This is a genomic window from Bacillus vallismortis, from assembly GCF_040784915.1.
Classification (GTDB): Bacteria; Bacillota; Bacilli; order Bacillales; family Bacillaceae; genus Bacillus; species Bacillus subtilis_G.
Map to the genome: position 1 here is coordinate 3,515,480 of NZ_CP160797.1, position 12,802 is coordinate 3,528,281.

12 protein-coding genes and 1 other annotated feature are annotated in these 12,802 nt (G+C 46.6%); of the genes, 3 read left to right on the forward strand and 9 right to left on the reverse strand.

The genetic code is table 11. From position 1 onward, the window contains the following. Nucleotides 1–2 precede the first annotated feature (2 nt). Nucleotides 3–920: a DMT family transporter gene (locus ABZM97_RS17605; RefSeq protein ID WP_087993483.1), complete on the forward strand. Its 918-nt coding sequence runs from the start codon at nucleotides 3–5 to the stop codon at nucleotides 918–920. Nucleotides 921–958: 38 nt separating this feature from the next. Here the strand turns inward: ABZM97_RS17605 and ABZM97_RS17610 are convergent, their stop codons facing one another. From ABZM97_RS17610 to ABZM97_RS17650, 9 genes are all read right to left on the reverse strand, one after another. Further along, nucleotides 959–2,302 carry an amino acid permease gene (locus ABZM97_RS17610; RefSeq protein WP_087993484.1) on the reverse strand — a complete coding sequence of 448 codons (1,344 nt, stop codon included), beginning with the start codon at nucleotides 2,300–2,302 and terminating at the stop codon, nucleotides 959–961. A gap of 63 nt (nucleotides 2,303–2,365) precedes the next feature. Next, nucleotides 2,366–2,599: a binding site (T-box leader), on the reverse strand. Between the two features lie 97 nt (nucleotides 2,600–2,696). Further along, nucleotides 2,697–3,731, reverse strand: a complete 1,035-nt coding sequence (locus ABZM97_RS17615; protein WP_202328009.1) for a glycosyl hydrolase family 18 protein — start codon at nucleotides 3,729–3,731, stop codon at nucleotides 2,697–2,699. A 224-nt stretch (nucleotides 3,732–3,955) separates the two neighbouring features. Next, entirely contained in the window at nucleotides 3,956–4,678 is a 723-nt protein-coding gene (gene lutC, locus ABZM97_RS17620; protein ID WP_202328008.1) for a lactate utilization protein LutC, read from the reverse strand. Beyond that, nucleotides 4,678–6,117, reverse strand: a complete 1,440-nt coding sequence (lutB, locus tag ABZM97_RS17625) for a lactate utilization iron-sulfur protein LutB (RefSeq protein WP_087993488.1) — start codon at nucleotides 6,115–6,117, stop codon at nucleotides 4,678–4,680. Before lutB ends, lutC begins: the two co-directional genes overlap by 1 nt. A gap of 26 nt (nucleotides 6,118–6,143) precedes the next feature. Continuing rightward, nucleotides 6,144–6,860, reverse strand: coding sequence for a lactate utilization iron-sulfur protein LutA (gene lutA, locus ABZM97_RS17630; protein ID WP_087993489.1), 717 nt, complete (start codon nucleotides 6,858–6,860; stop codon nucleotides 6,144–6,146). A 186-nt stretch (nucleotides 6,861–7,046) separates the two neighbouring features. Further along, on the reverse strand, nucleotides 7,047–7,649 hold the full coding sequence (gene yvfU, locus ABZM97_RS17635; RefSeq protein WP_087993490.1) for a two-component system response regulator YvfU: 603 nt from the start codon (nucleotides 7,647–7,649) through the stop codon (nucleotides 7,047–7,049). Between the two features lie 16 nt (nucleotides 7,650–7,665). Further along, nucleotides 7,666–8,781 (reverse strand): sensor histidine kinase, encoded by a 1,116-nt coding sequence (locus ABZM97_RS17640; RefSeq protein WP_141113429.1) that lies wholly within the window; start codon nucleotides 8,779–8,781, stop codon nucleotides 7,666–7,668. A gap of 3 nt (nucleotides 8,782–8,784) precedes the next feature. Next, nucleotides 8,785–9,522, reverse strand: a complete 738-nt coding sequence (locus ABZM97_RS17645; RefSeq protein WP_087993491.1) for an ABC transporter permease — start codon at nucleotides 9,520–9,522, stop codon at nucleotides 8,785–8,787. After that, nucleotides 9,523–10,428, reverse strand: coding sequence for an ABC transporter ATP-binding protein (locus ABZM97_RS17650; protein WP_087993492.1), 906 nt, complete (start codon nucleotides 10,426–10,428; stop codon nucleotides 9,523–9,525). It abuts the gene before it with no gap. Nucleotides 10,429–10,704: 276 nt separating this feature from the next. Between ABZM97_RS17650 and ABZM97_RS17655 the strand changes: the two genes are divergently transcribed. Beyond that, the gene (locus ABZM97_RS17655; RefSeq protein WP_367387032.1) at nucleotides 10,705–11,517 is read left to right on the forward strand and encodes an alpha/beta fold hydrolase; all 813 of its coding nucleotides are present in this window, start codon (nucleotides 10,705–10,707) and stop codon (nucleotides 11,515–11,517) included. Nucleotides 11,518–11,546: 29 nt separating this feature from the next. Continuing rightward, nucleotides 11,547–12,758 (forward strand): PP2C family protein-serine/threonine phosphatase, encoded by a 1,212-nt coding sequence (locus ABZM97_RS17660; RefSeq protein WP_087993494.1) that lies wholly within the window; start codon nucleotides 11,547–11,549, stop codon nucleotides 12,756–12,758. Nucleotides 12,759–12,802: the final 44 nt, after the last annotated feature.

Below are 12,802 nucleotides of genomic sequence, written 5' to 3' on the forward strand. Positions count from 1 at the left end.
TAGTGAAACAGCTCTCAAAAACGCGGACAGCGCTCCTGCTCGCCTTTCTCGTCATCATGTGGGGCATCAATTGGCCGCTGTCCAAAGCAGCGCTCGCCTATTCGCCGCCGCTATTGTTCGCGGGCATCCGGACGCTGATTGGCGGGATTTTATTAGTCATTGTCGCACTGCCGCGTATTCATAAATTGCGTTTTAAAGAAACGTGGCCGATTTATCTTGTTTCTGCACTTTTAAATATTACGTTATTCTATGGGCTGCAAACGATCGGGCTGAATTACCTTCCGGCCGGCCTGTTTTCCGCAATCGTCTTCTTTCAGCCGGTGCTGATGGGCGTGTTTTCTTGGCTGTGGCTCGGTGAATCGATGTTTGCAATGAAAGTGATCGGGCTGATCCTCGGTTTTGCGGGAGTAGCTGTCATCAGCGCCGCGGGTTTTGGCGGGCATATTTCTGTCATTGGGGTTCTGCTGGCCCTCGGCTCCGCACTCAGCTGGGCGTTAGGAACAGTATTTATGAAAAAAACAGGCAGCCGCGTCGATTCCATCTGGATGGTCGCTTTGCAGCTGACGATCGGAAGCGTGTTTCTGCTTTTATCCGGATTTTCGACAGAAAGCTTTTCGGCGATACAATGGACAGTTCCGTTTATCACCAGCCTGCTGTTCATCTCTGTCTTCGTTATCGCACTCGGCTGGCTTGTCTTTTTTACGCTTGTCGGTTCAGGGGAAGCAAGCAAGGTCGCTTCCTACACTTTTTTGATTCCGCTCATTTCGATCGTGGCCAGCTCCATTTTCCTGCATGAACCGCTGACCTTAAGCCTCTTGGCAGGGCTGCTGCTGATTGTAACGAGTATCTGCCTCGTGAATTCAAAATCAAAAGCACAGAAAGCGGCGGCGATTGGTGTAAAAGAGAAGGCTGCACAATAGTAAAAACCTCTTGTCGGATGTGACAAGAGGTTTCTTATTTACTGATGCTTACGTCCTTTGATCAAATACACAATCGTAATCAAAAGATAGATCGCCGCAGTAATGCTGGTCATCACAATTGACGTTGTCATAATGACTCCAATCAGAATAGCGAGTAATGCCAGAATCGCAAACCATGTCGTGTATGGGAACAACTTTACATAATAAGCCGGTGTTTCTGTTTGGTATTTTCTTGATTTCAAATGGGCGAATCCGATGATCAGCCAGATGAATAATACGGTATATCCCAATGACCCCATTAAGTAATTAAACGTTTGGCTTCCCGCGAACAGAGAAATCAATACGCCAATATATAGGGAGGAAGTGCACATCAGAATCGCAAACATCGGTACGTTTTTCGATGAAAGTTTCGAAAAGATTTTCGGGAGCCTTCCGTCACTTGCCTGTGTATACAAAATGCGGGACGACCCGTATAAACCTGAATTCATTGAAGAAATGATCGCAAGCAGGATGACTGCGTTCATGATATGATCCGCACCCGGAATGCCTACCATTTTAAAGACCATGACGAAAGGACTTTCCGGAACGGAGTTGACTTGATTCCATGGAATCAGGCTGACAATGATAAAAAACGGCAGCAGATAGAACGTGACAATCCGTGTTAGAGTGCTGCGGACAGCTTTCGGGACAACCTTTTCAGGATTTTTTGTCTCAGCAAGCGTTACACCAATAATTTCTGTACCGCCGTAAGAGTAGATCACGACTAGCATCGCCGTAATCAGCCCTGTGCCTCCGTTCGGGAAAAATCCGCCGTGCTCTGTCAGGTTTGAGAACCCGGCAGCTGTATGATCACCGAATGATACAAATAAGAGCAACAATCCTAATATAATAAAAATAATAATAACGGTAATCTTGATCATCGCCAGCCAATATTCGGTTTCGGCGAAGATTTTAACAGAAAGCAAATTCACAACCGTGACAATAAGAGATATCCCTAATGCCAGGACCCAAATCGGGCAGCCCGGCAGCCAATATTGAATAAAGATCGCAGCGACAACAGCTTCAGCCGCAATGTTGAGCACCCACATTTTCCAGTATATCCAGTCCAAGAAATAAGCAGCGTAATTTCCTAATACCTGCTGGACAAGATCCCGGAAGGTTCTTGCGTTTCGGTTGCGCACAGCCATTTCCGCGAGCCCCTGCATAATAAACAGCAAAATAATACCGCCGAGCAGGTATGCGATAATGACAGATGGCCCCGCCACATCGATCGCCGAACTGCTCCCTTTAAATAAACCTGCGCCGATTGCTCCGCCCAGTGCCATCATCATAATATGGCGGGACGTCATCGTGCGCTTTAACGTCTGATTGTCTTTTTTCATCCTCTACTACCTCTCCTTCTCGTTTTCAAAAACAAAAAAGCCCGCCGCCTCTTATCTAATAGATAAAGAGACGACGAGCCTTAGGCTGACCGCGGTACCACTCTTGTTGATTCTTATGAAGAATCCAGCTTTTGACCTGTAACGAAGGTTAGCCGTTAAAACATGGGGAATATTCAATCTATTCCGTTTCGTCTTACCACTCCCGGGCGAGTTCAAAGAAAAATCAGGCTGCGTCACACCGCCCCGCAGCTCTCTTTTCTGATTACTTCTTTTACTGCTCCCAATCTATGTGTTTTCGTTTTCTGAAAAACTGAAATTTTATGTTCTGAATATACTAACATAATATACGTGCTTCTTTTTTCCCTGTCAATAACCTCAGAGAAAAAAGAAATGGTTATTTTACCCCTTTTTGAATGGCTTTCCAAAAGGATTCTGACTCGTTTCCTAATGCATAGACTGAGACACCTGCTATTTTGTATTGCTTTGCCAGATGGCTTTTCGTTTGGACGGTTTTTTCATTTTCATACCACACGACATGTTTATGCTGCTTTTTGTCAACGTAAGAAAACGTCATCGAACCTGATTTTTTGTTGAATATCGGCTTTACTTTCTGCTTTTTGATCAGGGGCTTGAGTTCATTCCATGCTCTCATTGTGCTGCCGCTTCCGTCTTTCACATCCCAGTCATAGCCGTACGCAGGGATTCCCATGATGACTTTATTGGCTTTGATCTTTTTAACTGAAAACTGCAGGGAGCTTTTGATCCAGCCTGTGCTCGCCACCGATCCCGGCTCGCCCCAAATGCCGTGTTCGTCGTAAGTCATGACTTGCACATAATCGGCATATTGACCGATTTTCGCATAATCATACGGCCAGCTCCAGTCATCGTTTTGATCATCGGCGCTTTTGGCCGGAACGGAAACCATTGTTTTGATCTGTTTCTTTTTCAGCGCCTGTGAGACATCTTGAATGAAGCGTGAATATTTGGACCGGTCTTCTGGATTCACCGCTTCAAAATCGATATTGATACCGTAGTATAAGTGCTTTTTAGCCAGTGCTATCAGCTGATCTGTGAATCGTTTTTTCGCTGTTTTATTACTCATGACCCGGCTCGCTAAATCACCGTCAAAATCATAAATGGCGTCATTATAATTTGAAATCACAGCCCATGTCTTGATTTTATTCTTTTTCGCATAAGTCAGCTGCTTGCTTGGGGCATCGCCAATGATGTGTCCGTTTTTTTCAAACGCAAACGTATCTGTGGCGATCGAATTCATGTATGTATGATATTTCACAAGAGAATTGTATGAGTCCGTATCCCGAGTTGTGTAGCCTACTGTCATGCCAGCGGCTTTCGCTTCTGCGTTTGAATACATAAACAGAATGATCGCAATCGCCAGTGAAACAGCTGCGATCAGCCATTTTTTCATCGCATTTCCTCCTTTTTCAAGTCATACTCTTCTCATCGGCCAAACAATTGGAAGTTGAAGTTTTTTCAGCGTGATTGAAAACCTTTGAAGTCTAGGAAGAATGAGCATTGAATCAGACTTCCGCAGGATGCGGTGACAGAGGCGTTTGAGCAGGACGCTGCCTGACAACGAATGCGAGGGTTTGTCGACACGCTGAAAGCCCGGCATATGCCGGGCTTTTGAGGTTAGCGGTCAGAGACGAGAATGTATGCTGCTTTTACAGGTCCGTGCACCCCGACGACCAAATCCATTTCGATATCGGCTGAGTTGCTCGGTCCGGTAATGTAGTTGATGCAGGAGGGAACAGTAACGCCGTCCGCAATATTTTGGCGGATGATATCACTGGCTTGCGTCATTCTCGGCACAATGCTTGACTTTGGCATAATCGCAATATAGGTCGTCGGCAGAAGGCTGACAGACCGGCCGATATCTTTTGAGGAGAAGAGGACAACCGTCCCCGACTCGGCCAGTGTGATTTCACTGAATGTAATTCCTACATTGGCTTGCTCCGCTTTTTTGATATTTTCTTCGCCTTTGTCAGCATCCCACTCCCAGACCGGCGTTCCATCGCTCGGCCAGTCTTTGGTGAGCAAGCTTTTTAGCCCGTATGCTTCAAAGCGGGGGTCCTTTGGAAGGATAACAGGACCTCCGGAAAACCGGCTGACTTGCTCGCGCAGGGCATCGCAGAGACCGGTTGAATCGGTTTCAATCAGCTCTGTATGGATTTTGACGCAATGGTTTTTGAGCACTGTGACCAAGTCATCCGCTGAGTATCCTTCAAGTGTTTGATATTGCGGCTGATGCGCCCACTCTGGGACTGCCACGCCTCCTGTTCTTCTTTCACGGCCAAGGCGTGATGCGATCCGGTTTAAAAAGCTCTCCTGATTCTGAACGGTTCCCTTCGTCATCACTGTTCCTCCTTCGTGCGTTCACTTGTTTCTCTGTCTGTAAACCAGTCTCTGAATCTCGATTTATGCGGTGCCGGGAAATCGCGGATCTGTGTCCAGCTTTTGAGCGGGCCGGGTCCTTTCGACATTTTTTCACCCTCTGTAAAAGGCGTCATCGCGGCCGGCGCCCATTTTGAGCCCATTTTATAAAGCGGCAAAGAGGATGCGCCAAGCCCAAATGCTTTCATCGCAAGCTTTTCACTGATCGGCGCCCTGCCTTCTTTTTCGACGATGTTCTGGCGATGCTTGAGGAGCAGCTCATGAAGCGGAATTTTGACCGGGCAGGCTTCTGAACAAGCCGCGCAAAGTGTAGATGCGTACGGCAGCTCCTTATAATCGTCATAACCGCCAAGCAGCGGCGATAAAACCGCTCCGATCGGCCCCGAATAGATTGAGCCGTAAGAGTGTCCGCCGACATGGCGGTACACGGGGCAGACATTGATACAGGCGGCACAGCGGATACATTGCAGCACAGACTGGAATTCCGTTCCGAGAATGTTGGACCGGCCATTATCAACAATGACAAGATGGAATTCCTCCGGCCCGTCCACCTCCCCTTCCAGCTTCGGGCCTGTCAGTGCTGTAATATAACTTGTCAGCCGCTGCCCGACAGCACTTCTTGTCAGCATGCTGACAAGCACTTCAAATTCAGAAAATGACGGGACAATCCGCTCCATTCCCATCACGGTGATTTGTGTTTTCGGCAAGGTGCTCACAAGCCGTCCATTTCCTTCATTGGTCACGAGGCTGACAGAACCCGAGTCAGCGATGGCGAAGTTACAGCCGGTAATGCCGATATCGGCTTCCAGAAACTTTTCCCGGAGGATGGCGCGCGCATGCATCACAAGCTCTTCCGGTTTTTCTGTATGTTGATAATCCAGCCTTTCTTTAAACACATCGCGTATTTGCTCTTTATTTTTATGAAGGGCGGGCGCTACGATATGTGACGGCGGATCGTGATCATCAATCTGTAAAATATATTCGCCGAGGTCGGTTTCGACGACTTCACAGCCTTCCTGTTCCAGCACCTCATTCAGATTGATTTCCTCTGTAACCATTGATTTTGATTTAACGATTTTCTTCCCGTTCTTCTTTTGAATGACATCGCGGATATAAGAAGACGCCTCTTCCGATGTTTCCGCGAAATAAACATGCCCGCCTCGTTTCGCCACATTTTCGGCAAGCTGTCCGAGATAGAAATCGAGGTTTTCAAGGACATGCTTCCTGATTTCCTCTGACAACGAGCGCCAGTCTTCCCAGTTTCCCAGCTCTTCGGCTGCTTCAAGGCGCCGTGTCCGCAGACGTTCCTGCGCTCCTGAAACAGCGCCCCTCATAAATTCATTATCGATCCCCTGTGATACCCGCTCATTGAAAGCGTCAGTACCGATTTTCATCGCCATGATCCTTTCCCCCTCTGAATCCAGTTTTATCTGCTGTTGAGCACTTCGGCGATGTGCATCACTTTGACATTCTTGTCTTTTCGGTCAAGCCGCCCCCCGATATTCATCAAACAGCCGCAGTCAGCGCCGATCAGCACCTCTGCTCCCGTATCCTCCACGCATGCGACTTTTTCATCGACCATCTGCTCAGAGATCTGCGCCATTTTGACGGAGAACGTTCCTCCGAATCCGCAGCAGTTGTGTTTCCCCGGAAGCGCTGTGAACTCTAAGCCCTTCACATGGCTGAGAAGCTTCATCGGCTCCTCCCGAACTCCGAGCAGCCTTGTCATATGGCACGACGTATGTAAGGTCGCTCTAGTATGAAGGCTTGCGCCGACATCTTCGATCCCAAGGACGTTCACGATAAAATCAGTCAGTTCATACGTTTTATCCGCGAGCTTTTGCGCTTTGTCGGCCCATTTCGGATCATTCTGAAACAGGTGCGGATACTCCCTGAACATCGTGGTGCAGGAACCGGAAGGGCTGACGACATATTCTGAATCCTGAAACGTTTCGATCATCCGTTTCATTGCTTTTTTGGCGTCATTCACATAGCCGCTGTTATAAGCCGGCTGCCCGCAGCAGATCTGCCCCTCCGGAAAATCCACCTCACATCCAAGGCGCTCCAGCAGTTCCACCGTTGCTTTTCCAACATTTGTTTGAAACATATCAACAAGACAAGTGACAAAAAGTGAGACTTTCATGATGAACCCCTCTTTCATCCCCAATATGTGATCTGGTCATCTGATGACCTGAACATAACAACTTCTATCAATATCGTACACTATTCTGACAAAGGAAGGAAAGGGTTTTCTGGGTATAATTTCATTTGCAGGCTTATAAAAACACCCCTGATCCCTCAGGAGTGCCATGATGCTGAAAACATATGGTTAAATCCAGCCCTTTTCCTCAGCGATGCTGGCGGCTTCTGTCCGATTTTTCGCATTGAGCTTTTGGATGATTTCTGAAATGTAATTTCGGACTGTGCCTTGTGATAAATAGAGTTCGAGCGTAATATCTTTTGTTGTCTTGCCTAAAGCCGCCAGCCGCAGAATTTCTTGTTCTCTTACGGTGAGCGGATTTTCGTCTCGCATCATATTAAACGTCAGCTCCGGGCTGAAGACCCGTTTTCCCTTTACACACTTTCGGATGGCGTCGGCCAAATCGTCAATTTCGCCGTCTTTCAGCAGATAGCCATGTACGCCGGCTTTGACGGCGCGTTCAAAATATCCGGGACGGGCAAAAGTGGTTAAAATAATGACCTTGCTGCCGCAGCCTTTTTGCATTAATTCCTCTGCCACATCCAGCCCGCTTCGAACCGGCATTTCAATGTCCATGATGCATACATCCGGTTCCAGCTTCAGAATGGCTTTTAACGCTTCTTCCCCGTTTAGTGCTTGTCCGATGACTTCCATATCCTCTTCTAAATCCAGCAGAGATCCCAGAGCGCCTAAAAGCATTCGCTGGTCCTCAGCAATAAACAGACGAATCATTCTTTTCGTCCTCCTATCAATCTGCTTTTTTAATAAGCGGAATCGTCAGTGTCAAAACCGTTCCGTTCTGTGCTGAAAGCGTTAATCCTCCTTCAATGAGCATCAGCCGTTCTTCCATTCCCCGCAGGCCATTCCCAAACGTATTCTCCTTTGCCGCTCCCTTTCCGTCATCCCGTATCACAACTCTCATTTTGTCAGCAAACCGAGAAATGGTGATGGCGCAGTGGGTTGCTTTGCTGTGCTTGATGATATTGGTCACTGCTTCCCGCATACACATGCTGATAATATTTTGCGTGACGGGAGATATTGCTGAAAAGTCTTCGTCACCTTCATATTGAAAGGTAATGTTCCCCGTTCTTAATATGTGCTGAATGTTGGCGAGTTCCTCCGCCATCGTGGCCGTTCTCATATCAGAAACAAGCTCACGAACCTGCTTGAGTGCGGCGCGTGAACTGATTTCCATTTCTTTTGCTTCAAGCCGGGTCCGTTCTGAATCAGATGTTGCCAGCCGCTGAATCAGCTGGCTTTTTAACGTAAGGAGCGACAGGGTATGGCCGAGGGTATCGTGAAGATCACGGGCGATTCGAACACGCTCCTCCCTTTTGGAGAGTTCTTTTATCTGTTCGTTGGCTTGGGCAAGTTGGGTTTCAAGTTCAATTCTCCGAAACATAGAACGGATGCCGAATGGAGAAATGAGCATGATGACGAGAAACGGGAGAACAGAAAAAAGCTCCCGGAGCGAAACCGAATTCGCGAGAAATTGATAAAAACACGGAAAAAGCAACATAAAGATTAAACCGCAGAACGCACGGTTAAACTTTGTTTTCTCTTTGTAATAACCAACAAAGTTTGCCGGAAAAAAACCTAAATAGATATAGGTGATATTGTAAAACACACTATAGATGAAAATAACCGCCATTTGCACGAGAAGCCAATACGTAAATGAATCTCTGCCCGCGCTGCAGAACAACTGGCGATATGCCATGACAAAAAAGAGCAGCATGCCATATCCAATCACCTGTTTGACGCCTGTTTCTCTCAATAAAGAAAGAAACGGCATGATGGTATACACCAGAAAGATATAAGGGAAAAACCCGAATTGCTTAGGGAATATAGTTCTTAAGATTTTCATGTATTACACCGCTTCTTGTTTTCTTCTTATATACTTAGATAGTAGCATGAAGAGCATCAAATAAGCGATTAGTATCAGAATATTTTCCCATGATGGGCCCCCGCCCCGGACAAGTTCCCACGCTCCGTTCCCGAAATGATAAGACGGAAGCCACCGGCCAATATTCTGCATCATGTCAGGCATAACCTCAAACGGCATCCACATGCCTCCGCCTAAAGCCAGCAGCATGTAAAGCACATTACTGATTCCAGCTGCTGTTTCTACTTTTCTCATAAGGCCGATTAGTGTGCCTAATGCTAAAAACGGCAATGCGCCAAACAAAATCCACAGTCCGCTCATGATCCATTCAAACGGGGACAAGTCGATGTCATTGATAATTGCGCCGCAAAGAAAAATGACGGTAATAGATAAGATGTGAATCACACTTTGACCGATCATCTGAGCTGATAAATAGATATGATCCGGAAGAGGCGTAATGCGGATAAAGGCAGTCCAGCCTTGCGACCGTTCTTGAACCATACGGATTCCAAGCGTCATGATAGAGGATCCCATTACGCTGAAGACTGTCATTGACATTAAGTAATGAGCGTCCCATGCACGTTGATCAGAGGCGCCCGTATTCACTACATTAGTAAAGAGATAATAAAAGGCAATCGGCATCATCAGAGACCAAAACACAAAATACTTATTCCGAAGCACCCTTTTCATTTCGGCTGCGCTTTGCTTTTGCAGCATATTCACTCACATCGCCTCCCTATTTCCGTCAGCCAGCTGGCGAAATGCCTCATCGAGCGTTCCTTGCTCAATTCGAATATCGCATGCTTGTATGTTTTCTTGAAAAATCAGTGCTAACACTTTGTCTGTATTTGATGTTTGGATGATGGTTCTCTGTTGCTTTTGGATCACTCGCTCTACGATCGGATGACGAGACAGCTTTTCCAATGATTCATCTGAATGCAGCGTAAAGGAAACAGACTGTTTTTGGATCCTTGAGCGGATTTGCATTGGCGAGTCGTCCGCCACAAGCCGTCCGTCAGCAAAAAATAAGATTCGCCGCGCGGCATCATCTGCTTCCTGTAAATAATGGGTTGAAAAAATAATTGTTTTTCCTTGGTCCGCGAGCCCATGAATGGTCTGCCAGAATCGATGTCTTGATGATGTGTCCATTCCGACTGTCGGTTCATCGAATATGAGCAGCTCGGGGTTCCCGGCAAGAGCCAAAGCAAAGCTCAAACGGCGTTTTTGTCCGCCGGATAATTTTTCTGCCCTCGTTTTCAAGTCTTCTTTTGTGAGTGCTGTTAACGAAACGAGTTCTTTCATAGACAATGGATTTGGATAATAGCTTCGGAAGAGCTCGAGGATTTCATACACCTTCAGTCCAGGCATGACGCTCACTTCCTGCAGCATCACCCCTATTTTTTCCCGCACCTGTTGATCACCGGGAACCCGGTTAAATAGTTTGATGTCTCCCTCGCTTGGTTTCAGCAATCCTAATATCATGGAGATAACGGTCGTCTTCCCTGCCCCATTCGGCCCGAGAATGGCTGCAATTTCTCCTTTTTTAATGCTGAAGCTGATGTTGTTTACAGCTGTTTTTTGCTGGAATTGTTTTGTCACATTGCTTACTGATACTGCCTCATTCATCACATGAACACCTCCTGATAGCTTATAATGATTGTAAAATGACGGAGAAGATGATGTTAGTATGAGGTGTCATGATGGTGGGTGACAAATGTCATATTCTTTCTCAAGTCTAGGTCATCCCTCCTCTACATCTTCCAATTTTTCCAGCTCGCCTATGCCGGATGTCCTCTTTCTTTTAAACTGCTATATACTTTCATAGAAAGACACACTCTTCAAACCGTGAGTGTTATGATATACATATTGAAATTTATTTTACTTTCCAGCTGAAAGGAGCCAATCATGAACGATGCGATTTTGTCTCGAAATGATGTGAAGATGAAGGGAAGCGGCAAAACATCTATCATTTTCGCATCTGGTTTTGGATGTGATCAAAGTGTGTGGAATGCCGTGGCCCCGGCCTTCGAAGAAGATCATCGGGTCATTTTATTTGATTACGTCGGTTCGGGACATTCAGACTTGCACGCATATGACCCGGATCGTTACCAGACACTTGAAGGCTATGCCCAAGATGTTCTTGATGTTTGTGAAGCTTTAGATCTGGAAGACACCGTGTTTGTGGGGCACTCTGTCGGGGCTGTGATTGGGATGCTTGCTTCCATCCGCCGTCCGGCGCTTTTTTCCCATCTGGTGATGGTGGGGCCTTCTCCTTGCTATTTGAATGATCCGCCTGAGTATTACGGAGGATTTGAGGAGGAACAGCTCCGTGGTTTGCTGGAGATGATGGAGAAAAATTACATAGGCTGGGCAACTGTATTCGCAGCAACCGTTCTGAATCAGCCAGATCGGCCTGAAATCAGGGAAGAGCTTGAAAACCGTTTTTGTTCTACTGACCCTGTAATTGCCCGCCAATTCGCGAAAGCCGCGTTTTTTTCTGATCACCGGGAGAATCTTTCGAAGGTAACGGTTCCCTCTCTGATTCTCCAATGCGCGGACGATATCATCGCACCGGCCGCAGTAGGCGAGTATATGCATAAGCATCTTCCTTATAGTACACTGAAACAAATGGAGGCTCGCGGGCATTGCCCCCACATGAGCCATCCTGAAGAGACGATCCAGCTGATCAGCGATTATTTGAAAGCGCTCGTGATATAGGAACGAAAGAGATAGAGGTGACCCTCTTAATGGACAAACAATTGAATGATGCACCATGCGGTTTCCTCACTTTGTCAGAAGAGGGTTCAATCATAGCTGTCAACCGCACCCTGCTCAAGATTCTGAATTATGAGCCGAAAGAGATTGTCGGCCGGCATATGAATATGATCCTGACAATTCCCGCACAGCTTTTCTGCCAGCTCTATTTTGAGCCGCTTTTAAAACTGGAGCAGCACATTGAAGAAATCTACATTTCTCTGCAAACTAGAGATGGAGAAGAAATTCCCGTCCTTGTCAATGCTGTTGCAAGAGCTGATGGCGGATTATCTGTCACCGAGTGTGTTCTGATACCGATGCGAAAGCGAAATGAATATGAAAATGAGCTGCTGATGGCCAGAAACACGGCTCAGGAAGCTTTGCTTGCCAAACAGAAAGCCAATGCGGAGCTAGAAATGGCCTTGGAAGCGCTGAAGGCAAAACAAGAAGAACTTCTTGAGATCAACAAACAAAATCAGCAATTTAAACTAAACACTAAAAGAGAGCTCGAGCTTGCCAGAAAAACACAGGAAAACTCGTTGACTGAACCGATTGTAAACGACCAGATCCAGATTGACGCTTATTACAAAGCATCCAGTGAATTATCGGGTGATCTATACGGATTTTATCAAATCGATGAACATCGATACGGCATTATTATTCTTGATGTGATGGGGCATGGGATTTCATCTGCATTGATTACGATGTCTCTGCATCCTTTGTTCCAGCGCCAGATCACGCAAGGTCTCAGTCCCGGCAAAGTCATGAAGGAATTAGACCGCCACCTTCACAGCTTGTTCCAAAATGATGAGGAAGCAAGACATTATTGCACAGCCATTTATCTCGAGATTGATACAGCCCGGCAAAAAATTGATTATGTCAATGCAGGGCATCCGCCGGCATTATGGCAGGGCGCCGGCGGAACCCAAAATCCGCTGCATACAACCGCGCCTCCGATCGGGATGTTTGAAGATACAGTCTTTCAGTCAAGCAGTCTTTCATACACGGAGGGCGGAAGGCTCCTGCTGTATACAGATGGCGTGATGGACCCTACAGCGTCATGTTATTTATTTGATTTATTAAAGGACCATCCCGATTTGCCTATCGCTGACTTGAAAGAGCAAATTCTTACATCCCTGCATGATCATAAGGAAGCCCATCATAAAAGTGATGACGAATGTTTTATATTAGTTGATTTGACATAAAATGATCCCTGAGACGCAACAATGATTTGTTACATCTCAGGATT

What these genes read in the sequence shown, in the direction of transcription:
- ABZM97_RS17610 (WP_087993484.1), bottom strand. Translation starts at nt 2,302, where the DNA reads ATGAAAAAAGACAATCAGACGTTAAAGCGCACGATGACGTCCCGCCAT.
- ABZM97_RS17615 (WP_202328009.1), bottom strand. Translation starts at nt 3,731, where the DNA reads ATGAAAAAATGGCTGATCGCAGCTGTTTCACTGGCGATTGCGATCATT.
- lutC (WP_202328008.1), bottom strand. Translation starts at nt 4,678, where the DNA reads ATGACGAAGGGAACCGTTCAGAATCAGGAGAGCTTTTTAAACCGGATC.
- lutB (WP_087993488.1), bottom strand. Translation starts at nt 6,117, where the DNA reads ATGGCGATGAAAATCGGTACTGACGCTTTCAATGAGCGGGTATCACAG.
- lutA (WP_087993489.1), bottom strand. Translation starts at nt 6,860, where the DNA reads ATGAAAGTCTCACTTTTTGTCACTTGTCTTGTTGATATGTTTCAAACA.
- yvfU (WP_087993490.1), bottom strand. Translation starts at nt 7,649, where the DNA reads ATGATTCGTCTGTTTATTGCTGAGGACCAGCGAATGCTTTTAGGCGCT.
- ABZM97_RS17640 (WP_141113429.1), bottom strand. Translation starts at nt 8,781, where the DNA reads ATGAAAATCTTAAGAACTATATTCCCTAAGCAATTCGGGTTTTTCCCT.
- ABZM97_RS17655 (WP_367387032.1), top strand. Translation starts at nt 10,705, where the DNA reads ATGAACGATGCGATTTTGTCTCGAAATGATGTGAAGATGAAGGGAAGC.
- ABZM97_RS17660 (WP_087993494.1), top strand. Translation starts at nt 11,547, where the DNA reads ATGGACAAACAATTGAATGATGCACCATGCGGTTTCCTCACTTTGTCA.